Origin of the sequence: Streptomyces sp. KPB2, assembly GCF_003950055.1 — a bacterium.
Taxonomy (GTDB): Bacteria; Actinomycetota; Actinomycetes; order Streptomycetales; family Streptomycetaceae; genus Streptomyces; species Streptomyces salinarius.
This window is the reverse complement of sequence record NZ_CP034353.1, coordinates 6,236,655-6,257,840: the sequence shown is the minus strand read 5'-3', so window position 1 is coordinate 6,257,840 and position 21,186 is coordinate 6,236,655. Positions and strand designations below refer to the sequence as shown.

The window sequence follows — 21,186 nt, the reverse complement described above, 5'->3', positions numbered from 1 at the left end:
GCGCGACCGCCGCGCTCAGAACAGCGCGCTGTAGGCGTTCAGCGCGGGCTGTCCGCCGAGGTGGGCGTAGAGCACGGTGGCGTCGGCGCCGATCTCGCGCCGGGTGACCAGGTCGACCAGTCCGGCCATCGACTTTCCCTCGTAGACCGGGTCGGTGACCATGCCCTCGGTCCGGGCGGCGAGCCGCATCGCCGCGAGGGTGGTGTCGTCGGGAATGCCGTACGTGCCCGCGTGGTACCGCTCGTCGAGTTCGACGTCCGCCTCGGTGAGCGCGCCGCTCACGCCGATGAGCCGCCCCGTGCGGTCGGCGATCCGGGCGATCTGCTCGCGGGTGCGGGCGGGGTCCGCGGACGCGTCGATGCCGATGACGCGCCGGGGCCGCCCGCCCGCCTCCTCCAAGGCGCGGAACCCGGCCACCATGCCGGCCTGGGTGGACCCGGTCACCGAGCAGACCACCACGGTGTCGAAGAAGACGCCCAGTTCCCTCTCCTGCTCGGCGACCTCGTAGGCCCAGCCGGCGAAGCCGAGCCCGCCGAGCGGATGGTCGGAGGCGCCGGCGGGGATGGCGTACGGCTTGCCTCCCGCGTCCTCGACCTCCTTGAGGGCCTGTTCCCAGCTCTCCTTGAAGCCGATCCCGAATCCGGCCCTCACCAGCCGCACGTCGGCCCCGGCGAGCCGGGAGACCAGGATGTTGCCGACCTTGTCGTACACGGCGTCGGGCCAGTCCACCCAGCTCTCCTGCACCAGCACGCAGCGCAGGCCAGCGCGGGCGGCGACGGCCGCGACCTGGCGGGTGTGGTTGGACTGCACGCCGCCGATGGAGACGAGGGTGTCGCAGCCCTGGGCGAGCGCGTCGGCGACCAGGTACTCCAGCTTGCGGGTCTTGTTGCCGCCGTAGGCGATGCCCGAGTTGAGGTCCTCCCGCTTGGCCCAGAGCGAGGCTCCGCCGAGCCGCTCGGTGAGGCGTTCCAAGGGGTGCACGGGCGACGGACCGAGGAGCAGCGGGTAACGCTCGTACGCGGAGAGGGACATGGGTACTCCCGGTTCAGTCGGTGTCGGCGAGTTCTTCGAGACCGCGCCAGATGTCCGCCGTCACCCGCAGCGCCGTCCCGGTGTCCCGGGCCGCGCAGGCCTCGATGAGCTGTTCGTGCAGCCCGGCCGACCGGCAGGTGCCGGCCTCGCCGAAGCGGCGGCGCTCCAGCCGGCGGATGAGTGGGGTGTAGCGGGCGACGGTGGCGGCCGCGGCCCGGTTCGCGGCGGTGCGGACGAGGACCTGGTGCAGGTCGTCGTCGGCGCGCAGCGCGCCGTCGACATCACCCGCGCGGACGGCTGCCGCGAACCGGGCGTTGGCTTCGCGCATGGCGTCCAGGTCGTTCTCCCGGAGCCGGGGGACGGCGACCCGTGTGACCAGTTCGTGCATGGCGGCGACGACCGCGGCGGCGTCGCGCACGTCGGCCGCGACGACCGGGGTGACCCTGGTGTAGCTCTGCGGCTTGCTCTCCAGCAGCCCTTCGTCCACCAGCCGGGAGAAGGCCTCGCGCACCGGGGCGCGGGACAGGCCGAGCCGCTCGGCCAGGTCGGCGTCGCGCACGACCGCGCCCGGTTCGATCTCCCCGGCGACGATGGCGTCCCGGATGGCTTCGTAGGCGCGGTCCCTCAGCAGGGTCCGGGAGACGGGTCGGATGGACACGATTGAAATGTTAGATGTCAGGAGGGTCGCCCGACAAGAGTGCGGCCCGGCCCCGCGACCAGGTGCGGGGCCGGGCCGGACCTCGGACGGCGGTCGGCTCAGGCCGCCCAGGGCCAGTCGGCGTCCCGGCCCGCCTCGAGCAGCGGGACCGTCCGGAACGCCGCGTCCGAAAGACCCCCGAGCGTGTGCCGGTTCGCCCGTCCCGACGGGCCGTGGCCCGCCCGGTACCCGGCGAGGTTCCAGGTGTAGACCGGCACGTGCGCCGGGATCTGCTCGGTCGGGTCGCCGTGCCGGTTGTACGTGTACTGCTCGTCGGTGACGATCAGCACCCGGTCGTGCCGCTGGTAGTGGCGCCGTACCGCCTCGGTGGTGTCGGTGCCGCCGAGGTCGCGGAACCGGTCCAGGATCTTCAGCACCGACTCGCCCTTGCGGTACGTCACGCGGTTGCTCGACGAACCGAACTCGACCAGGTCCGCGTCGGCCGCCCGCAGCGCCACCGCCGTGCCGAAGACCGCCGCCGCGTCGGCCCGGGTCAGCTCGGAGCGGTCCGACAGCCGGGAGTAGAACATCGAACCCGAGCGGTCCACGAGGATCAGCGTCCGGCCGCCCAGCGCGGGCACGTTGGCCAGCGAGTGGCCGAGCGCCTGCTCCAGCGGGTACGACCAGCGCAGCGACGGCGCGTGCTGGTACGCGGCGAGGTAGCGGAAGGGGAACTGCCGCGAGCGCGCCACCTCGGCCGGGTCGCTGATCCGCGCCGCGACCCGGGCGGCGACCTCGTCCGAGACACCGGCCTCGTCGAAGTTCCGCAGGTTGCGGACGAGCGCCATCGTTCCCATGGACGGGATCACCGCCTCCCAGGCGTCCTTGTCCATCGGGCCCTGGAGCCAGCCGGCCAGCATCTCCCACGTGATGCCCGCCGCGGCGAGCCGCTCGGCGCCGTCGGGCGCCGTGACCACCGCTCGCCGCTGGTCGACGGGCAGCGCCATCAGTTCGCGGTGCGCGGTCAGGACGCGGTTCGAGGCGGGCGGCACCGCGGTGTCCGGGTTGTGCCGGCGGTCGAGGGCGTACTGGAACAGCTCGCCCTGCCAGGGCTTGTCCGGGTCGGGCGCCGCGTGCACCAGGTTGAGGATGTCGCCGAAGCGGTAACCCTTGGACGCGGTGTCGTACTTCAGCAGCGACTTGCCGTGGTAGAGCCGCCGCACGGCGTCGGCGATCCCCCGCTTGACCGGCTTGGGCACGGCGCGGCCGTACGTCGCGGTCCAGTACGCGAGCAGCTCACCGGGCTCGTCGGGCCGCCGCAGGACGGAGGCGACGACCTGCCGGTTGGACGGGCAGGCCTCCCTCGTCTGCTAGGCCGTACGTTCACCGAGCCAGACCTCCTGATAGCGGCGGCTCTGCTTCTGCCGGACGGGCTGCACCTTCGGGTTGTTCAGGTGCTGGTAGTTGGGAGTCAGCGCATGGCAGTTCGGGCACAGCAGTCGGACGTCTTCCGGACGGTTTCTCGAACGGTCGCCCGAGATGTGGTCGACGTGCAGCGGCACTCTTCCAGACACCGGATTCACCTCCGCCCATCCGCAGGTCTCGCATCGCTGCCCTCTGAGCAGCACCAGAGCTTGCTTCACCCGCCAATCCGGACGGCCGTCTTCCCTGGTACCGGTGACCTCGCCGGATCGCCAGGCAGCAAGCCACCGCGCGAACGTACCTGTTCGCTCGTAGCGGTCCTCATTGAAACACTCCCACGAGCAGTACGGACCGCTGGACCGACGGCGTCGTTCCGTCGCCCCGCAACGGAGGCACGGCACGGGCTCGCCGCGTCGCGCCTCCGCTTGTTCTCGGCGGGTTGTGTTGGCGCAGGCTCTGCCGCAGTGCACGGCACCTCGAGTCAGGACGGGCTTTCCGCACTGCGGGCACGGCGGCTTGGGTCTGCGCTTCGCATCAGCCCGTTGCCTCACGGTCCCCGCGAGACTGCACCGATTGCTGCAGAAACGCCTGCGAGGCGATTTCACGAAGTTTCCGCACTGTTCACATGACTTGGACATGTGAGGACAGTATGTCCGGCGCCAGTTGCCAGCTGACGAATCGGACAGGCGCACCCGTAAGAGTGACTCCCAGTTCTAGCGCCGCTGCCGCTTCCACGGCCCCGTGATCGCCAGCATGATGCCCGGCGTCTGGATGTTGGCGTAGAGGGTGCGGCCGTCGGGCGAGAAGGTGACGCCGGTGAACTCGCTGTACTCGGGGTCGTCCTCGGCGCCCAGGTTCAGTTCGTTGCGGGCGATGGGGTAGGTGCGCCCGCTGTCGGTGGCGCCGAACAGGTGCTGGACGCCGTCGCCGTCCTCGGCGATGACCAGGCCGCCGTACGGGGAGACGGTGATGTTGTCGGGGCCGTCGAAGGCGCCGTCCGCGGACGGGTCGGCGTTGACGCCGAGCAGGACCTTCAGGGTCAGGGTGCGGCGCTTGGGGTCGTAGAACCAGACCTGGCCGTCGTGCGGGCGGCCGGGGCTCTCGTCACGGGCGAAGGAGGAGACGATGTAGGCGCCGCCGTCGGCCCACCACATGCCCTCCAGCTTGCGCGCCCGGGTGACCTCGCCGGCGGCGAACTGCTTGCGCACGGAGGTGGTCTTCGCGTCGCGGTCGGGGACGTCGACCCAGTCGACGCCGTAGACGGTGCCGGTCTTCGTGGCGCGGGAGAGGTCGTCGACGAACTTGCCGCCGGAGTCGAAGCACTTGAAGGCCTGGAGGACCCCGGCGTCGTCGGCGAGGGTGCGCAGCCGGCCGCGGCCGTGCCGGAAGTGCTCCGGCGGGGTCCAGCGGTAGAGCAGGCCGTTGGGGCCGGAGGCGTCCTCGGTGAGGTAGGCGTGGCCGCGCTTGGGGTCGATGACGACGGCCTCGTGGGCGTAGCGGCCGAGCGCCTTGATCGGCTTGGGGTCGCGGTTGGCGCGGCGGTCCTCGGGGTCGACCTCGAAGACGTAGCCGTGGTCCTTGGTCATCCCCTCCTCGCCGGCCCTGTCCTCGGTCTCCTCGCAGGTCAGCCAGGTGCCCCACGGGGTGCTGCCGCCCGCGCAGTTGGTGGCGGTGCCGGCGATGCCGACCCACTCGGCGACGTGGCCGCCGCGACGGACCTCGACGACGGTGCAGCCGCCGGCGGCGGCCGGGTCGTAGACGAGGCCCTCGGTGAGCGGGACGGGGTGCGGCCAGTCGTCGCGGTGGCCGCCGAGTTCGTGGTTGTTGACGAGGAGGGTGGTGCCGCGCGGGCCGTCGAAGGCGGCTGTGCCGTCGTGGTTGGACGGGGTGTACTCGCCGGACTCCAGCCTGGTCCGGCCGGAGTGGGTGATGATCTCGTACCGGAAGCCGGCGGGCAGGGCGAGGATGCCGTCCGGGTCGGGGATCAGGGGACCGTAGCCGACCCCGCCGTGGCCGTGGTGGTGGTCGTGTCCGCGGCCGTGCTCCTCCCCCACGCTGTCGGTGTCCGTGGACGCGAGGGCGTTGGGGGCGGTGGCGAGGGCGCCGACGCTGCCCGCCAGCACGACCCCGGCGCCGGTGAGCGCGGATCGGCCGGCAAAGTCCCTGCGGGTGAGCGACATGGTGTCTCCTGTGACGGTGGGGCGGGCCGTGGAGGGTGGCGGACCTCGGTCCGGCGTCACGGTTCCGCCCGCGCCTGAACGGGAGTCCCGGCGGTGCCTGAACGGAAGTTGAACTGGCGGAGACCTCTCCCCCACCCCGGGCCACCGCCCGCCGCCGCCTGCCGCGTCCCGTACGCCGCTCGGCCGCCGCCCCGTTCCGCCCGGCACTCGGCGGCCGACACGTTCCACTCGCCGCTCGGCCGCCGTCCCGTCCCCGTACGCCGCCCCGGGGCGCTCAGCCGCCCTGCTGGGAGCGGGCCTTGAACGCCGCCTTGCGGGCCTCCTTGGCGATCTTCTTGTCGGGGTGCAGCCGTCCCATCGCCTCGAGGACGTCCGGCGTGGCGGGGTGCTCGACCCGCCAGGCCGTGTCGAAGAAGCCGCTGTGCTGCTGGGCGAGGCCCTCCACCAGGGCACGCAGTTCCTCGGAGTTGCCTTCGGCGGCGAGCTGTGCGGCGACGGTGTCGATGGTCAGCCAGAAGACCATGTCCTGCGAGGGGGCCGGTACGTCCCGCGCCCCGTGCTCGGTGAGCCAGACGCGGGCCAGACCGCCCAGTTCGGCGTCGTCGAGGACCTCCCGCAGCGCGGGTTCGGCCTCGGCGCCGACGAGGGAGAGCGCCTGCTGGCAGCGGAGCCGGCGCAGGGGCGCGCCGGGGTCCAAGCCGCGGGCGGCCGCGAGCAGTTCGCGGGCGGCGTCGAGCGGGCCGCGTCCGGCCAGCCACAGCTCGGTCTCGGCGTGGGCGGCGGCCGGCGGGAAGGGGGCGGTGCCGTCGAGCAGCGCGTCGGCGCCCTTGTCGGCGAGGTCGCCGACCGCCGGGGCGTCGAAGCCGGCGTCCAGGAGCCGGGCGCGCAGTCCGTACAGGCCGAGCGGGGTGAGCCGCACCATGCCGTAGCGGGTGACGTCGGCCTCGTCGACCGGGGCGGCGGGCTCCTCGTCGGCGTCGGCCATGAGCGCCTCGTCGACCGGCTGGTACTCGACGAGGCCGACCGGTTCGAGGAGCCGGAACTGGTCGTCCAGGCGCATCATCGCGTCCGACACCTGCTCCAGGACCTCGTTGCTGGGCTCGCCCATGTCGCTGGGCACGATCACGGAGGCGGCCAGGGCGGGCAGCGGCACCGGGGCGTCGCCGGGGCCGTCCTCGCCGACGGTGAGCAGGTAGAGGTTGCCGAGCACACCGTCGAGGAACTCGGACTCGGCGTCGGGGTCCCAGTCGAGGGAGGACAGGTCGACCTCGCCGCCCTCGGCCATCGCGTCGACCAGGTCGTCGAGGTCGGGCACGCTCGCGTCGGCGAGGACCGCTTCCAGGGCGGTGAGCCAGACGCCGAGCACGTCCTGGGGGGAACCGGTGAGCAGGGCGAGGTCCTCGCCGGCGGTCACGGTGCCCGCCTCCTCGTCGGTGATCTCGACCAGCCCGGTGTCCACGGCGATCCGCCAGGCCTCGCTCGCGTGGGCGGCGGCGTCGTCCCCGCTCAGCCCGAGCTGTTCGGCCGCCGCGGGCAGCTGTTCCTCGACGAGTCCGCCCCCGGCGTCGACGCGGGTGTCGGGACCGGCCCAGCGGGCCAGCCGCGCGGCCCGGGCGAGCACCGGCGCGGACAGCGCGTCGCGGGCCAGCTCCGCTTCCGGGCGCAGCCGTGCGGGCGGCAGGGTGGAGCTGTCTGACATCGGAAGTTTCTCCTCGCGCGCCTCTTGACCACCGTACGGCCGCGTTGGGACCGCGTACGGCTCAACGGCCCAGCCTAGACGGGTTTCGCCCCATGCCGCCCGGTTCATCTCCCCGTCGAGTGGTGTACATGGCCGAAACCTTGACAACTGGCCGGACCAGGCTGGAGATTGACGCGCGTAGAGTCCCCGCGCCACGTCACGTCCCCGGAGGGATCCGTTGGCCAGCAAGTCCTCCGCGCGCCTCGCCGCGCTCACCGTCGCCGCCGTCTGCTCGGCCGCGTCCACCGTCGTCCTCACCGTGCCCGCGCACGCCGGTTCGGCAGCGGCCGATCCCGTGCGCGTCCACGACGTCCAGGGCAGCACCAGGCTGTCGCCGTACGCCGGCAAGCAGGTCACGGACGTGGCCGGAATCGTCACCGGAGTCCGCGGCTACGGCTCCTCCAAGGGCTTCTGGATCCAGGACCCGCAGCCGGACGCCGACCCGGCCACCAGCGAGGGCGTCTTCGTCTTCACCGGCAAGGCTCCGGAGGTCGCCGTCGGTGACGCGGTCACCGTCTCCGGCACGGTCTCGGAGTACGTGCCCGGCGGCACGTCGTCGGGGAACCAGTCGCTGACCGAGATCACCCGCCCGACGGTCTCCGTCGTCTCGAGCGGCAACGCGCTCCCGGCCGCGACGACCGTCTCCGCCCGCTCCGTGCCCCGGGCGTACGCTCCCAAGGGCGACCCGGGCGCGAACGGCTCGGTCAACGCCCTGCCGCTGAAGCCCGCGCGGTACGCCCTGGACTACTACGAGTCCCTGGAGGGCATGAACGTCCGGGTGTCCGACGCCCGCGTCGTCGGCGCCTCGGATCCGTACACCGAGCTGTGGGTCACGGTGAAGCCCTGGGAGAACGCCAATCGCCGCGGCGGCACGGTCTACGGCTCCTACGACGACCAGAACTCCGGCCGGCTGCAGATCCAGTCGCTGGGCAAGCCGGCCGACTTCCCCGACGCGAACGTGGGCGACAGGCTGGCCGGCACCACCGCCGGTCCGCTGGACTACAACCAGTACGGCGGCTACACCCTGGTCGCGAGCGAGATCGGCACCCTGGAGAGCGGCGGTACGGAGCGCGAGTCGACGCGCCGACAGAGCGCGCGCGAGCTGGCGGTGGCGACGTACAACGTGGAGAACCTCGACCCGTCGGACGACACCTTCACCGCGCACGCCGAAACGATCGTGCACCGTCTGAAGTCGCCCGACATCGTGTCCCTGGAGGAGATCCAGGACAACAACGGCGCCACGGACGACGGCACCGTCGCGGCCGACGAGACGGTCCGGAAGCTGATCGACGCCATCGTCGCGGCCGGCGGCCCGCGCTACGACTGGCGGGGCATCGACCCGGTCGACAAGGCGGACGGCGGCCAGCCCGGCGGCAACATCCGCCAGGCGTTCCTGTTCAACCCGGAGCGGGTCTCCTTCACCGACCGTGCGGGCGGCGACGCCACCACGGCGACCGGGGTGCGCAAGGTGCGCGGCAAGGCGGCGCTGACCCTCTCCCCCGGCCGGGTCGACCCGGCGGACCCGGCCTGGGAGGACAGCCGCAAGCCGCTGGCGGGCGAGTTCGTCTTCCGCGGCCGGACGGTGTTCGTCATCGCCAACCACTTCAACTCCAAGGGCGGCGACCAGGGTCTGACGGCGCAGTACCAGCCGCCGTCGCGCGGCTCGGAGACCCAGCGCCACGCCCAGGCGAAGGTGGTGAACACCTTCGTCAAGGAGATCCTGGCCGCCCAGAAGAACGCGGACGTCGTCGCCCTCGGCGACATCAACGACTTCGAGTTCTCCGAGACCGCGCGCCTGCTGGAGGACGGCGGCGCCCTGTGGTCGGCCGTGAAGTCGCTGCCGCGGAGGGAGCGTTACTCGTACGTCTACCAGGGCAACAGCCAGGTGCTCGACCAGATCCTGGTCAGTCCGTCGGTCCGCCGCGGCCACCTGTCCTACGACAGCGTCCACGTCAACGCCGAGTTCCACGACCAGATCAGCGACCACGACCCGCAGGTGCTGCGGTTCCGTCCGTAACCGGCGCGCTCCGGGGGCGGGTTCAGCGGGGCACGAGGCCCAGCGCGTGGTCGTAGCGGCCGACCGTGCTGCTCTTCAGACCCGGCCAGTTCTGGACCCGCTCCCACGCGGGCGTCGCCGAGCCGACGCCGTCGCCGGGTGCTGCGAGGGCGTCGATGTGGGCCTGGGCGCTCTCCCACTCGGCGTAGTTGAGGACCCGGGTGCCGTCGGTGCTGAGGTGGAAGTGGGCGGAGATGCCTCCGGGGTGCGGGTCCGGCTCGCTCTCCAGGGCCTCGAAGACGGCGTCGACCCAGGCGCGCTGCCGGTCAGGGTCGGGTCCCTCGAACTCGACGTCGACGATCACGATGCAGCCGGGGACGACGGCTGCCGCCCGGTCCTCGCGGGTGGCGCTGCGGTAGCGCCGGTACCGGTTGAGCGCCAGCCGCTCGATGCCGGGTACGGCGGTGTCGATCTCGTCGACGCGCTCCTGCCGGTGCGTCTTGGCGAAGGCCTCGTAGGCCTGCTCGCTCGCCCACTGGGAGTGGTGGAGCAGGGTGCTGCCGTCATGACCGGTGTAGACGTGGTAGCCGCGCAGGTCGTTGGCGGGCCAGGGCCGGCTCTCCCAGGTGCGGGCGATGGCGTCGACGGTCTGCCGCTGCCGTTCGGGGGTGCCCACTCGCCAGGTGCTGAAGAAGGGCGCCAGGGCGTCCGGGCGGGTGAGCTGGGGGTGGGCGTCGGTGCGGCGGGTCATGCCGGCCTCCGGTGGTCGGTGGTCGTCGGGCGCACCGCGAGGGTGGTGCGCGCACGGTGGGTGCACGCACCACCCTCGGACCTCGACCAAGGTTGAGGTCAAGCCCCTCCCGGCAGCGTGTTCTCAGCAGGACCCGTGGTGACGGCGCCGCACGAGGCCCGCCGCGACCACCACACCCGCCGCCGCCCCGGCGACGAGCACGGCGCGCGGATGCCCGAGCCCCGCGCGCACCGCGCCCCGCGCCCGGCCAGGCGGCGCGTGCCGCTCCGCGGCGTCCTGGGCCCGCCCCGCGCGGTGATGCGCCGTGCGACCGGCCCGGCCCGCCTTGTCCTGTACGGCGTGTCCGGCGTGTGCGGCGGAGCTGCGCAGTTGCACGGACATGGCCCCGGCCCTGTCCTTCAGGTCGGCGGCCCGGGCCTTGGCGCGGCCCTTCACGTCGGCCTTGCCCGCGAGTTCCTCCACGGTGTCGCCGAGTTCGCCGCGGGTCCGTTCGATCTGCTGCCGCAGCTCGTCGGGGCCCTTGGCCCCTCCGACCGGCTGCGCGGTGGAGCCGCTCCTCGTACCGTCCCGGCTCGTCGCGTCGGTCATCGATGTGCCCTTTCCCTGATCTGGTCGACGTCGGCCCTGACGCTGCCGAGGGTCTGCTCGGGCTTGGGGGGTACGGCCCGGCGGAGTTGGGCGCGACCGGTGACGGCCAGGATGCCGGCGATCACGAAGAGCGCCCCCGTCACGATGAGCGCCGCGGCCCAGACGGGCAGCACCAGCGAGAGCGCGGCGACGGCCGTGCCGGCCAGGGCGAACAGGCCCACGTAGGCGATGGCGCCCGCGGCACCGAGCATTCCGCCGCCGACCCCGGCGCGCTTGCCCTTCTCGGCCAGTTCCATCTTGGCGAGGGCCACTTCCTGGCGCACGAGGCGCGAGAGCTGTTCGGTGGCCTGCCCGACGAGTTCGCCCACGGAGTGCTGCTCGTCGCGCACCGGCCTGGTGTGCATGGTTCCGGTCACGGGTTCCCGCCTCCTCTCGGTTCGGAGCACCCCGGGTACCCCGGCCCGAGCGGCACTACCCGCACCCGTACCGCGCCCACCTGTCCGCGAAGCACCCCTTACAGATACCTCGTAGGAGAATTAAGTGGAGCTACACCGTCGGGCCGCCGACACTACTCCCATGACGACAGACGCCCGCCGCCCCGCCCCCTTCGGCCGCACCCTGTGCGCCATGGTCACGCCCTTCGCCGAGTCCGGCGCGCTCGATCTCGACGGCGCCCGGCGCCTCGCCGAGCACCTGGTCGCGCGGGGCTGCGACGGCCTGGTGCTGTCCGGCACCACCGGCGAGTCGCCGACCACGTCGGACGCCGAGAAGGCGGCGCTCGTGGCGGCGGTCCGGGAGGCGGTCGGCGACCGCGCGGCACTCGTCGCCGGGGTCGGCACCGCGGACACCCGGCACACCGTGGAACTGGCACTGGCCGCCGAGAAGGCCGGCGCGGACGGACTGCTGGTGGTCGCGCCGTACTACAGCAGGCCCCCGCAGGACGCCCTGGAGGCGCACTTCCGCGAGGTCGCCGACGCGAGCGGCCTGCCCGTGATGCTGTACGACATCCCGGGCCGCACCGGCACCCGCATCGAACCCGACACCGTCGTCCGCCTGGCCGGGCACCCCCGGATCGTCGCCGTCAAGGACTGCGCGTACGACCTCCTCGGCACCCAGAAGGTGCTCTCCCGCACGGATCTGGCGTACTACGCGGGCTGCGACGAACAGGTGCTCGCCCTCTACGCGATCGGCGCGGCGGGATGCGTCAGCACCGTCGCGAACGTCGTGCCGGGCCTGTTCCGGTCCGTCCTCGACTCCTTCGACGCGGGCGACACCGGGCGGGCCGCCCTGCTGCAGCGCCGGGCGGTCCCGCTCATCGAGTCGATGATGGCGGCCGGCCTGCCCGGCACGGTCACCGCGAAGGCCCTGCTCGGCGCGCTGGGCCTGCCGGCGGGGCCGGTCCGCGCACCGCTGCGGCCCGCGGACCCGGGGACCACGGCCGGTCTGCTGGCGGCCTACGGGGAACTGGCCGCCGGCACCGCTCAGTTCCAGGCGTAGCCGTCACCGAAGAGCAGGGTGTGCTCCAGGACGTCCTCCGCGGGGTCGTCGATCTGCCCCACGTGGACGTTGAGGAGGCCGACCCTGGGGCCGTTGTGCGACCCGGTGGTGGTCTCGTCCGCGTGCGCCGCTCCCACCGTGGCCAGGCACACCAGCACCGCGGCTCCCGCCCCGGCCAGCAGGCGCCCCACGGCCCCCGCCCTCTCGTTCGTCGTCATCCCGGGCCCCTCGTCTCGTCTGATCGGCGTGTGATCGGACTCTGCGTCCACCCCTTCATCAGCCGAGCCCACCGGTAGGTCACGGGCAGTCATCCGTACGTGCGGATACGGTTGCCCGCGATGAGCAGAAGACGCTACGTGGCCCGGGGCGTCCCGGGCGGTTACCGCATCTGGGACACCAAGGGCCGCCGCTGGTGGGGCGACCACTACGAACTGTGCCCCGACGACCTCCTGACCGAGCTGAACGGAGCCGCCGACCAGGCCCGCGTCAGCGCGCTGCTGAAGAGGTACCGGGCCCTGAAACGGTGAGCGCCGCGGACCGCTCCCCGCGGCTCCCCCGAACGCCCGAGCGCCCTCCCCGCGGCATGCGGAAAGGGCGCTCGGCGAACCGGCGTCGGCTCAGTTGTGGCTGTGCAGGACGTCGTTCAGGCCGCCCCACACGGCGTTGTTCGGGCGGGCCTCCACCGTGCCCGTGACCGAGTTGCGGCGGAAGAGGATGTTGGAGGCGCCGGAGAGTTCGCGGGCCTTGACGACCTGGCCGTCGGGCATGGTGACGCGGGTGCCCGCGGTGACGTAGAGGCCGGCCTCGACCACGCACTCGTCGCCCAGCGCGATGCCGACGCCCGCCTCGGCGCCGACCAGGCAGCGCTCGCCGATGGTGATGCGGACGTTGCCGCCGCCGGAGAGGGTGCCCATGGTGGAGGCGCCGCCGCCGATGTCGGAGCCGTCGCCGACCACGACGCCCGCGGAGATGCGGCCCTCGACCATCGAGGTGCCCAGCGTGCCGGCGTTGAAGTTGACGAAGCCCTCGTGCATGACCGTGGTGCCCGCGGAGAGGTGGGCGCCGAGGCGGACGCGGTCGGCGTCGGCGATGCGGACGCCCTTGGGGACGACGTAGTCCGTCATGCGGGGGAACTTGTCGATCGAGGTGACCTGGAGGTGCAGGCCCTCGGCGCGGGCGTTGAGGCGGACCTTCTCGATGTCGTCCACGGCGACCGGGCCCAGCGAGGTCCAGGCGACGTTGGCGAGGAAGGCGAACTGGCCCTCCAGGCTGAGGCCGTGCGGCTTGACCAGGCGGTGGGAGAGCAGGTGCAGGCGCAGGTAGACGTCGTGCGTGTCGAGCGGCTTCTCGTCCAGCGAGGAGATGACCGTGCGGACCGCGACCACCTCGACACCGCGGCGGGCGTCCGGACCGACCGCGGCGGTGGCGCCGCCGCCGAGGAGTTCGGCGGCCCGTTCGGCGCTCAGGCGCTCGGTGCCGGAGGGACCGGGCTCGTCGGTCAGCTCGGGGGCCGGGAACCAGGTGTCGAGGACGGTGCCGTCGGCGGCGATCGTGGCGAGGCCGGCGGCCACGGCGCCGGTGGTGCGGGGAGCAGTCGTGTCGGTCATGAGGGCAACCTAACCGGCCGCCGCCGGTGGAAGCGAGCCGGGACCCCGGCCGTCTCGGGTACCGGGCGCGGGGACCAGCCTGGCCAGCACCTCGCGCGCGTACTCCTCGTCGTACGGCGTGTCCGTCAGCAGGACCTGGAGGCAGATGCCGTCGAGGACGGCGACCAGGGCGCGGGCCGTCACCGGGTCCGTGCGGGCGGCCAGGAGGGCGCCCACGCCCTCGGCCCACTCGGCGGCGACGGGACGCAGGGCGGGGCGGCGCAGGGCGGCGAGGTACAGCTCGTACTCCAGCTCCACGCCGGTGCGGTCGCCGCCGAGCCACTCGCCGAGGACGCGGGCCAGTTCGGCGGGCAGGTCGGCCCCGGGGTCGGACAGGGCGGGGTGGGCGGCGACGACCTTGGCGAAGCCCTCGTTGGCCTGGCGCAGGGCGGCGACCATGAGGTCGTCCAGGGTCGCGAAGTGGTAGGTCGTGGAGCCGAGCGGCACGTCCGCCTCGGCGGCGACGGTGCGGTGGCTGAGGCCGGCGATGCCCTTCTGCCCGACGACGCGGATCGCGGCGTCGATGATGCGCTGGCGGCGCTCCGGGTCGTGGCGGCGGGCCATCAGTGCGCCCCGCCCAGATTGAGGACGACGACACCGACGATGATCAGCGCGATGCCGGCGGCCTTGGTGAGCGTCATTCCCTCGCCCATGAAGGCCACGCCGATGGTGGCGATGGCGGCCGTGCCCACTCCGGCCCAGATGGCGTACGCCGTGCCGACGGCGAGGACCTTCAGGGTCTGGGCGAGGAGCGTGAAGGAGAGGACGTACGCGAGGGCCGTCAGCAGGGACGGCACCAGCCTGCTGAAGCCCTCGCTGTACTTCATGGCGGTGGTGCCGGCGACTTCGGCGGCGATGGCTCCGGCCAGGAGCAGATATCCCATGTGTACGAGCGTACATAACGACGGACGCGGGCGGGTGCGAACACGGGAAACGGCGGCACCCGAAGGCGCCGCCGTTTCCCTGACCAGTGCTGCCGGTGTGGCTCAGACGTTGAACCCCAGCGCGCGCAGCTGCTCGCGGCCGTCGTCCGTGATCTTGTCCGGGCCCCACGGCGGCATCCAGACCCAGTTGATGCGCAGCTCGTTGACCAGGCCGTCCGTGGCGGACTTGGCCTGGTCCTCGATCACGTCGGTCAGCGGACAGGCCGCCGACGTCAGGGTCATGTCGACGGTGGCGATGTTCGCCTCGTCGACGTGGATGCCGTAGATCAGGCCGAGGTTGACGACGTCGATGCCCAGCTCGGGGTCCACGACGTCCATCAGGGCCTCGCGGAGCTCCTCCTCCGAGGCCGGCTTCATTTCCACGGTCTCGCTCATGCCGTCGTCTCCTTCTCGGCGTCGGCGCCTTCCAGCGCCTGGGCCGTCGCGTCCTTCCAGGCCATCCAGCTCAGCAGGGCGCACTTGACCCGGGCCGGGTACTTCGAGACCCCGGCGAACGCGACCGCGTCCTCCAGGACCTCCTCCATCGCGTCGTCGGGCTCGACCTTGCCCTTGGACTGCATCAGCTCCAGGAAGGTCTCCTGGATCCGCTGCGCCTGGGCCAGGTCCTTGCCGACCAGCAGGTCGTTCAGCACGGAGGCGCTGGCCTGGCTGATGGAGCAGCCCTGGCCCTCGTAGCTGACGTCGCTGATCGTCGTGCCGTCGTACTTCACGCGGAGCGTGATCTCGTCCCCGCAGGTGGGGTTGACGTGGTGGACCTCGGCGTCGCCATCCCGCAAGCCCCGCCCGTGCGGGTTCTTGTAGTGGTCCAGGATGACTTCCTGGTACATGGAGTCCAGCTTCATGCTCTTCGCTCGTCCCGTCAGCCGAAGAAGTTCCGTACGTGCTCCAGGCCGTCGACCAGTGCGTCGATCTCGGCCGGCGTGGAGTACAGATAGAACGACGCTCGCGTGGTCGCAGGAATTCCGTAGCGCAGGCAGACGGGGCGGGCGCAGTGGTGTCCGACCCGGACCGCGATGCCCTGTTCGTCGAGGACCTGGCCCACGTCGTGGGGGTGGATGTCCCCCAGCGTGAAGGAGATCGCCGCGCCGCGCTCCTCGGCCGTGGTGGGGCCGATGATGCGCAGGTCCGGGACCTCCAGCAGGCGCTTGACCGCGTACTCGGTCAGCGCGTGCTCGTGGGCGAGGATCTTGTCCATGCCGATCGAGTTCAAGTAGTCGATCGCCGCGCCGAGTCCGACCGCCTGGGCGATCGGCGGCGTGCCCGCCTCGAACTTGTGCGGGGCCGGGGCGTACGTGGAGGAGTGCATCGAGACGGTCTCGATCATCTCGCCGCCGCCGAGGAACGGCGGGAGGTCCTCCAGGAGCTCCTGGCGCCCCCACAGCACACCGATGCCGGTCGGGCCGCACATCTTGTGGCCGGTGAAGGCCACGAAGTCGGCCTGGAGCGCCTGCACGTCCAGCGGCATGTGCGGCGCGGCCTGGGAGGCGTCGATGCACACGAGGGCGCCGACCTCTTGGGCGCGGCGCACGATCGCCTCGACCGGGTTCTGGGTGCCCAGGATGTTGGAGACCAGCACGAAGGAGACGATCTTCGTCTTCTCGGTGATGACCTCGTCGATGTTGGACAGGTCCAGGCGGCCGTCGTCGGTGAGACCGAACCAGCGGAGCTTCGCACCGGTGCGCTGCGCCAGCAGCTGCCACGGCACGATGTTGGAGTGGTGCTCCATCTCCGTGATGACGATCTCGGTGTCGTGGTCCACGCGGTAGGGGTCGTCCGCCCAGCCCAGCATGTTCGCGACCAGGTTGAGGGACTCCGAGGCGTTCTTGGTGAAGATCACCTCGTCGCGCGAGGGCGCGTTGATGAACTCCGCGACCTTGTCACGCGCGCCCTCGTACAGCGCCGTGGCCTCCTCGGCGAGGACGTGCACGCCACGGTGGACGTTGGCGTTGTGCTGCTCGTAGTACTCGTCGAGCACGTCGATGACCTGGCGGGGGGTCTGCGAGGTCGCGGCGTTGTCGAGGTAGACGAGTTTCCGCCCGTCGTGGAGCACTCGGTCCAGGATCGGGAAGTCCTTGCGGATCGCCTCGGTGTCGAGGAGGCCCGGCAGCTGTGTCACTCGGATGCGCCGCCCTTCGTGTATGCCTCGTAGCCCTCGGCCTCCAGCTTGTCGGCCAGCTCGGCGCCGCCGGACTCGGCGATGCGGCCGTTTGCGAAGACGTGGACGTGATCGGGCTTGATGTAGCGCAGGATGCGCGTGTAGTGCGTGATCAGCAGGGTGCCGACCTCACCGGTCTCGCGGACGCGGTTGACGCCCTCGGAGACGACGCGCAGGGCGTCGACGTCCAGGCCGGAGTCGGTCTCGTCGAGGATGGCGACCTTCGGCTTGAGCAGCTCGAGCTGGAGGATCTCGTGGCGCTTCTTCTCACCGCCGGAGAAGCCCTCGTTGACGTTGCGCTCGGCGAAGGCGGGGTCCATGTTGAGGCGCTCCATGGCCTCCTTGACCTCCTTGACCCAGTGCCGCAGCTTGGGGGCCTCGCCGCGGACGGCGGTGGCGGAGGTGCGCAGGAAGTTGGAGACGGAGACGCCGGGGACCTCGACCGGGTACTGCATGGCGAGGAAGAGGCCGGCGCGGGCGCGCTCGTCGACGGACATCTCCAGGACGTCCTCGCCGTCGAGGGTGACGGAGCCGCCGGTGATCGTGTACTTGGGGTGACCGGCCAGCGAGTAGGCGAGGGTCGACTTGCCGGAGCCGTTGGGGCCCATGATGGCGTGCGTCTCGCCCTGCTTCACGGTGAGGTCGACGCCCTTGAGGATCTCCTTCGTGGCGTTGTCGGCCTCGACGGTGACGTGCAGGTCTCGGATTTCAAGCGTTGCCATGGGTGCCTCAGGACTCCTGGGTGAGGGAGACGAGCACGTCGTCCCCTTCGATCTTTACGGGGTATACGGGGACGGGGCGCGTCGCCGGAAGACTGTCGGGCTTGCCGGAGCGGAGGTCGAAGCGCGAGCCGTGCAGCCAGCACTCGATGTGGCAGTCGTCGACCTCGCCCTCGGCCAGCGAGACGTTCGCGTGCGAGCAGATGTCGTGGATCGCGAAGACCTCGCCCTCCGTCCGCACGACGGAGATCGGCGTGCCGTCGAGTTCCACCCGCTTGGGGGTGTCCTCCTCCAGCTCGTCCGCTCCACAGACGCGTACGAAGGTCATGCGACCGACGCCTCCAGCTCCTGAGCGATCTTGCTGAGCAGCCGCTCCTCGATGTCCGCGACGCCGATCTGCTGGACCAGCTCGGCGAAGAAGCCGTGGACCACCAGGCGGCGGGCGTCCAGCTCGGGGATGCCGCGCGCCATCAGGTAGAAGAGCTGCTCGTCGTCGAAGCGGCCGGTGGCGGAGGCGTGACCGGCGCCGACGATCTCGCCGGTCTCGATCTCCAGGTTCGGCACGGAGTCGACCCGCGCGCCGTCGGTGAGGACGAGGTTGCGGTTCATCTCGTAGGTGTCGGTGCCCTCGGCCGCGGCCTCGATGAGCACGTCGCCGATCCAGACCGCGTGCGCGTCGTCGCCCTGGAGCGCGCCCTTGTAGACGACGTTGGACTTGCAGTGCGGGACGTTGTGGTCGACCAGGAGGCGGTGCTCCTGGTGCTGGCCGGCGTCGGTGAAGTACAGGCCGAACAGCTCGGCCTCGCCGCCGGGCCCGGCGTAGGCGACGCGCGGGTGGAGGCGGACCAGGTCGCCGCCGAAGGTGACGACGAAGGACTTGAAGGTCGCGTCGCGGCCGACCAGCGCGTTGTGCTGGCCGACGTGGACGGCCTTGTCGTCCCAGTCCTGTACGGAGACGACGGTCAGCTTGGCGCCGTCGCCCAGGACGTAGTCGACGTTGGCGGCGAGCACCGCGTCACCGGTGTGGTCGATGACGACGACGGCCTCGGCGAAGGCGCCCAGCTCGACGACCTGGTGGGCGTAGGCGGTGCCGCCCTCGCCGTGCACGGTGACGCGGATCGGCTGGGTGAGGACCGTCTCCTTGGGGACGGTGATCACGCCGGCCTTCTCGAACGCCGAGTAGGCCTGGGCGGCGACCCGGTCCACGGGGGTGCCGGCCCTGCCGATGCGCGCGTCGTCGCGGCCGACGGTCTCCACGACGACGCCCTCGGGCGCGTCGACGTCGACCTTCACGCCGTCACCGGTGGCGACGGCGGTGCCGTCGTGCAGCCCGCGCAGCCGCTCCAGCGGGGTGAACCGCCACTCCTCCTCGCGGCCGTGGGGGACCGGGAAGTCCGCCACGTCGAAGGACGCGGGCGCGCTCATGCGCGTGGCGACGGTCGACTCGGCGGCCACCGCGATCTGGCCCGCGGTGGTGGACCCCACGGGGATGTTCTGAGCCTCAGCCATGGCTGTCGGTCTGCTCTCTTCCTACGTTCCTGGATCTGGTGACTGCGGTGGGGGCGGGGGTCAGCCGACCGCGCCCTCCATCTGCAGCTCGATCAGCCGGTTGAGCTCGAGGGCGTACTCCATGGGCAGCTCCTTGGCGATCGGCTCGACGAAGCCGCGCACGATCATCGCCATCGCCTCGAACTCGCTCAGACCGCGGCTCATCAGGTAGAAGAGCTGGTCCTCGGAGACCTTGGAGACGGTCGCCTCGTGGCCCATGGACACGTCGTCCTCGCGGACGTCCACGTAGGGGTACGTGTCGGAGCGGGAGATGGTGTCGACGAGCAGCGCGTCGCACAGCACGTTCGACTTGGAGCCGTGGGCGCCCTCGCCGATCTCGACGAGACCGCGGTAGGAGGTGCGGCCGCCGCCGCGCGCCACGGACTTCGAGACGATGTTGGAGGAGGTGTTCGGCGCCATGTGGACCATCTTGGAGCCGGCGTCCTGGTGCTGGCCCTCGCCCGCGAAGGCGATGGACAGGGTCTCGCCCTTGGCGTGCTCGCCCATCAGGTAGACGGCCGGGTACTTCATCGTCACCTTGGAGCCGATGTTGCCGTCGATCCACTCCATGGTCGCGCCCTCGTACGCCACGGCGCGCTTGGTGACCAGGTTGTAGACGTTGTTCGACCAGTTCTGGATGGTCGTGTAGCGGCAGCGGGCGTTCTTCTTGACGATGATCTCGACGACCGCGGAGTGCAGCGAGTCCGACTTGTAGATCGGCGCGGTGCAGCCCTCGACGTAGTGCACGTAGGCGCCCTCGTCGACGATGATCAGGGTCCGCTCGAACTGGCCCATGTTCTCCGTGTTGATGCGGAAGTAGGCCTGGAGCGGGATCTCGACGTGCACGCCCGGCGGCACGTAGATGAAGGAGCCGCCGGACCACACGGCGCTGTTCAGCGAGGCGAACTTGTTGTCACCGACGGGGATGACGGTGCCGAAGTATTCCTTGAAGAGCTCCGGGTGCTCCTTCAGGGCCGTGTCGGTGTCCAGGAAGATGACGCCCTGCTCCTCCAGGTCCTCGCGGATCTGGTGGTAGACGACCTCGGACTCGTACTGCGCGGCGACACCGGCGACCAGGCGCTGCTTCTCCGCCTCGGGGATGCCGAGCTTGTCGTACGTGTTCTTGATGTCCTCGGGCAGGTCCTCCCAGGACTCCGCCTGCTTCTCCGTGGAGCGCACGAAGTACTTGATGTTGTCGAAGTCGATCCCCGACAGGTCCGAGCCCCAGTTCGGCATGGGCTTCTTCTCGAAGAGGCGCAGGCCCTTGAGGCGGAGCTTGGTCATCCACTCCGGCTCGTTCTTCTTCGCGGAGATGTCCCGGACGACGTCCTCGTCGATACCGCGCTTGGCAGAGGCGCCGGCCGTGTCGGAGTCGGCCCAGCCGTATTCGTACTTGCCCAGGCCCTCGAGCTCAGGGTGAGCAGTCTCCGTGGGGAGAGTCATGCGGGGTTCCTCCCGGCCGTGCTTGCAGATGCGTGAGCGGTGTTCTTGGGCGCGCGCGCCGTCGGTGGCGCGTGCGAAGTCTTCGGAATGAACGTGGTGCAGACCCCGTCGCCGTGCGCGATGGTCGCGAGCCGCTGTACATGCGTACCGAGCAGCTCGGCGAAAAATTCCGTCTCCGCCTCGCACAGCTGCGGGAACTGCTCCGCGACGTGGGCGACCGGGCAGTGGTGCTGGCACAGCTGCTCGCCCTGCTGGGGGTGGGGCGCGCTCCGCGCGGTAGCAGCGTACCCGTCCTTGGTCAGGGCCCTGGCCAGCGCTTCCGCGCGCTTCTCGGCGGGGACGGACTCCACGGCCTTGCGGTACGCGCCCGACTGGGCGGCGATCCGGGCGCGGGCGAAGGCGGCGATCGCCTGCTCCCCGCCCTGCTGCTCGGCGATCCAGCGCAGGGCGTCGGCGGCCAGCTTGTCGTACGACTGGTCGAAGGCGTCCCGGCCGCAGTCGGTGAGCGCGAAGACCTTGGCGGGCCGTCCGCGCGTGCGCGCGCCGTAGACCCGCTGCTCGCGGGCCTCGACCACGTCGTCGGCGACCAGGGCGTCGAGGTGGCGCCGGACGGCGGCCTGGGTCAGGCCCAGGCGCCCGGCGAGCTCGGCGACAGTGGACGGCCCGTGGTCCAGGATGGAGCGCGCGACACGGTTGCGGGTGGACCGCTCACCGGTCGCGAGTTCCTCCTGCGGAGCCTCACCGACGTTTTTCACAACGCCATTGTTGCGTAATTCCTCGGGACCGGGCAAGCCGCGTCCGGATCATCCGACGGTGCCCTGCGTCACTTAGGCATACCTAAGGTGACCTGCGGAAACGATCTCTGATCGATCATCCGCGGGCCAATTCAC

General features: G+C 71.5%; 23 protein-coding genes and 1 pseudogene. 3 read left to right on the top strand and 21 right to left on the bottom strand.

Going from position 1 to position 21,186, the window contains the following annotated elements; all coding sequences use genetic code 11:
- Positions 1–15: 15 nt before the first annotated feature.
- The 6 genes and pseudogenes from D1J63_RS28190 to D1J63_RS28165 all read right to left on the bottom strand — a co-directional run bounded on the left by D1J63_RS28190 (position 16) and on the right by D1J63_RS28165 (position 6,970).
- Complete coding sequence (locus D1J63_RS28190) at positions 16–1,032, bottom strand: 1-aminocyclopropane-1-carboxylate deaminase (protein ID WP_125632714.1); 1,017 nt, start codon at positions 1,030–1,032, stop codon at positions 16–18.
- Positions 1,033–1,045: 13 nt separating this feature from the next.
- Entirely contained in the window at positions 1,046–1,693 is a 648-nt protein-coding gene (locus tag D1J63_RS28185; RefSeq protein ID WP_125635872.1) for a GntR family transcriptional regulator, read from the bottom strand.
- A 95-nt stretch (positions 1,694–1,788) separates the two neighbouring features.
- Positions 1,789–3,021 (bottom strand): annotated as a pseudogene (locus D1J63_RS28180) (TROVE domain-containing protein); the annotation flags it as partial.
- Positions 3,022–3,039: 18 nt separating this feature from the next.
- Positions 3,040–3,243, bottom strand: a complete 204-nt coding sequence (locus D1J63_RS28175; protein WP_125632712.1) for a hypothetical protein — start codon at positions 3,241–3,243, stop codon at positions 3,040–3,042.
- A 561-nt stretch (positions 3,244–3,804) separates the two neighbouring features.
- Positions 3,805–5,271: a PhoX family protein gene (locus D1J63_RS28170; protein ID WP_125632710.1), complete on the bottom strand. Its 1,467-nt coding sequence runs from the start codon at positions 5,269–5,271 to the stop codon at positions 3,805–3,807.
- A gap of 274 nt (positions 5,272–5,545) precedes the next feature.
- Positions 5,546–6,970 carry a hypothetical protein gene (locus tag D1J63_RS28165; RefSeq protein WP_125632708.1) on the bottom strand — a complete coding sequence of 475 codons (1,425 nt, stop codon included), beginning with the start codon at positions 6,968–6,970 and terminating at the stop codon, positions 5,546–5,548.
- Between the two features lie 217 nt (positions 6,971–7,187).
- Here D1J63_RS28165 and D1J63_RS28160 point away from each other — a divergent pair, with 217 nt between their 5' ends.
- On the top strand, positions 7,188–9,026 hold the full coding sequence (locus tag D1J63_RS28160; protein WP_125632706.1) for an endonuclease/exonuclease/phosphatase family protein: 1,839 nt from the start codon (positions 7,188–7,190) through the stop codon (positions 9,024–9,026).
- A 22-nt stretch (positions 9,027–9,048) separates the two neighbouring features.
- Here D1J63_RS28160 and D1J63_RS28155 read toward each other — a convergent pair whose 3' ends face one another.
- From D1J63_RS28155 to D1J63_RS28145, 3 genes are all read right to left on the bottom strand, one after another.
- Positions 9,049–9,756: an antibiotic biosynthesis monooxygenase gene (locus D1J63_RS28155; RefSeq protein WP_125632704.1), complete on the bottom strand. Its 708-nt coding sequence runs from the start codon at positions 9,754–9,756 to the stop codon at positions 9,049–9,051.
- Positions 9,757–9,879: 123 nt separating this feature from the next.
- The gene (locus D1J63_RS28150) at positions 9,880–10,344 is read right to left on the bottom strand and encodes a DUF3618 domain-containing protein (protein WP_125632702.1); all 465 of its coding nucleotides are present in this window, start codon (positions 10,342–10,344) and stop codon (positions 9,880–9,882) included.
- On the bottom strand, positions 10,341–10,760 hold the full coding sequence (locus D1J63_RS28145) for a phage holin family protein (protein ID WP_125632700.1): 420 nt from the start codon (positions 10,758–10,760) through the stop codon (positions 10,341–10,343). The genes D1J63_RS28150 and D1J63_RS28145 overlap by 4 nt, the downstream gene beginning before the upstream one ends.
- 160 nt (positions 10,761–10,920) lie before the next feature.
- Here D1J63_RS28145 and dapA point away from each other — a divergent pair, with 160 nt between their 5' ends.
- Positions 10,921–11,841 carry a 4-hydroxy-tetrahydrodipicolinate synthase gene (gene dapA, locus D1J63_RS28140; RefSeq protein ID WP_164713007.1) on the top strand — a complete coding sequence of 307 codons (921 nt, stop codon included), beginning with the start codon at positions 10,921–10,923 and terminating at the stop codon, positions 11,839–11,841.
- Here dapA and D1J63_RS28135 read toward each other — a convergent pair.
- Positions 11,826–12,059 carry a hypothetical protein gene (locus D1J63_RS28135; protein ID WP_125632695.1) on the bottom strand — a complete coding sequence of 78 codons (234 nt, stop codon included), beginning with the start codon at positions 12,057–12,059 and terminating at the stop codon, positions 11,826–11,828. The genes dapA and D1J63_RS28135 overlap by 16 nt on opposite strands.
- 120 nt (positions 12,060–12,179) lie before the next feature.
- Between D1J63_RS28135 and D1J63_RS28130 the strand changes: the two genes are divergently transcribed.
- Positions 12,180–12,368, top strand: a complete 189-nt coding sequence (locus D1J63_RS28130; protein ID WP_164713006.1) for a hypothetical protein — start codon at positions 12,180–12,182, stop codon at positions 12,366–12,368.
- A gap of 90 nt (positions 12,369–12,458) precedes the next feature.
- Here the strand turns inward: D1J63_RS28130 and dapD are convergent, their stop codons facing one another.
- The 11 genes from dapD to D1J63_RS28075 form a co-directional block, all read right to left on the bottom strand.
- On the bottom strand, positions 12,459–13,448 hold the full coding sequence (dapD, locus tag D1J63_RS28125; RefSeq protein ID WP_102928046.1) for a 2,3,4,5-tetrahydropyridine-2,6-dicarboxylate N-succinyltransferase: 990 nt from the start codon (positions 13,446–13,448) through the stop codon (positions 12,459–12,461).
- Between the two features lie 9 nt (positions 13,449–13,457).
- Positions 13,458–14,051: a TetR family transcriptional regulator gene (locus D1J63_RS28120; protein WP_125632693.1), complete on the bottom strand. Its 594-nt coding sequence runs from the start codon at positions 14,049–14,051 to the stop codon at positions 13,458–13,460.
- Positions 14,051–14,371 carry a multidrug efflux SMR transporter gene (locus D1J63_RS28115; protein ID WP_125632691.1) on the bottom strand — a complete coding sequence of 107 codons (321 nt, stop codon included), beginning with the start codon at positions 14,369–14,371 and terminating at the stop codon, positions 14,051–14,053. Before D1J63_RS28115 ends, D1J63_RS28120 begins: the two co-directional genes overlap by 1 nt.
- 102 nt (positions 14,372–14,473) lie before the next feature.
- Positions 14,474–14,806: a metal-sulfur cluster assembly factor gene (locus D1J63_RS28110; RefSeq protein WP_102928049.1), complete on the bottom strand. Its 333-nt coding sequence runs from the start codon at positions 14,804–14,806 to the stop codon at positions 14,474–14,476.
- Entirely contained in the window at positions 14,803–15,273 is a 471-nt protein-coding gene (gene sufU, locus D1J63_RS28105; RefSeq protein WP_102928050.1) for a Fe-S cluster assembly sulfur transfer protein SufU, read from the bottom strand. Before sufU ends, D1J63_RS28110 begins: the two co-directional genes overlap by 4 nt.
- A 17-nt stretch (positions 15,274–15,290) precedes the next feature.
- The gene (locus D1J63_RS28100) at positions 15,291–16,547 is read right to left on the bottom strand and encodes a cysteine desulfurase (RefSeq protein WP_102928051.1); all 1,257 of its coding nucleotides are present in this window, start codon (positions 16,545–16,547) and stop codon (positions 15,291–15,293) included.
- Positions 16,544–17,308, bottom strand: coding sequence for a Fe-S cluster assembly ATPase SufC (gene sufC, locus D1J63_RS28095; protein WP_061445397.1), 765 nt, complete (start codon positions 17,306–17,308; stop codon positions 16,544–16,546). Before sufC ends, D1J63_RS28100 begins: the two co-directional genes overlap by 4 nt.
- 7 nt (positions 17,309–17,315) lie before the next feature.
- Positions 17,316–17,633: a non-heme iron oxygenase ferredoxin subunit gene (locus tag D1J63_RS28090; RefSeq protein WP_019329250.1), complete on the bottom strand. Its 318-nt coding sequence runs from the start codon at positions 17,631–17,633 to the stop codon at positions 17,316–17,318.
- On the bottom strand, positions 17,630–18,814 hold the full coding sequence (gene sufD, locus D1J63_RS28085; protein WP_102928052.1) for a Fe-S cluster assembly protein SufD: 1,185 nt from the start codon (positions 18,812–18,814) through the stop codon (positions 17,630–17,632). The genes D1J63_RS28090 and sufD overlap by 4 nt, the downstream gene beginning before the upstream one ends.
- Before the next feature lie 60 nt (positions 18,815–18,874).
- The gene (gene sufB / locus D1J63_RS28080; RefSeq protein WP_061445394.1) at positions 18,875–20,296 is read right to left on the bottom strand and encodes a Fe-S cluster assembly protein SufB; all 1,422 of its coding nucleotides are present in this window, start codon (positions 20,294–20,296) and stop codon (positions 18,875–18,877) included.
- On the bottom strand, positions 20,293–21,051 hold the full coding sequence (locus D1J63_RS28075) for a metalloregulator ArsR/SmtB family transcription factor (protein WP_102928053.1): 759 nt from the start codon (positions 21,049–21,051) through the stop codon (positions 20,293–20,295). Before D1J63_RS28075 ends, sufB begins: the two co-directional genes overlap by 4 nt.
- Positions 21,052–21,186 lie beyond the last annotated feature (135 nt).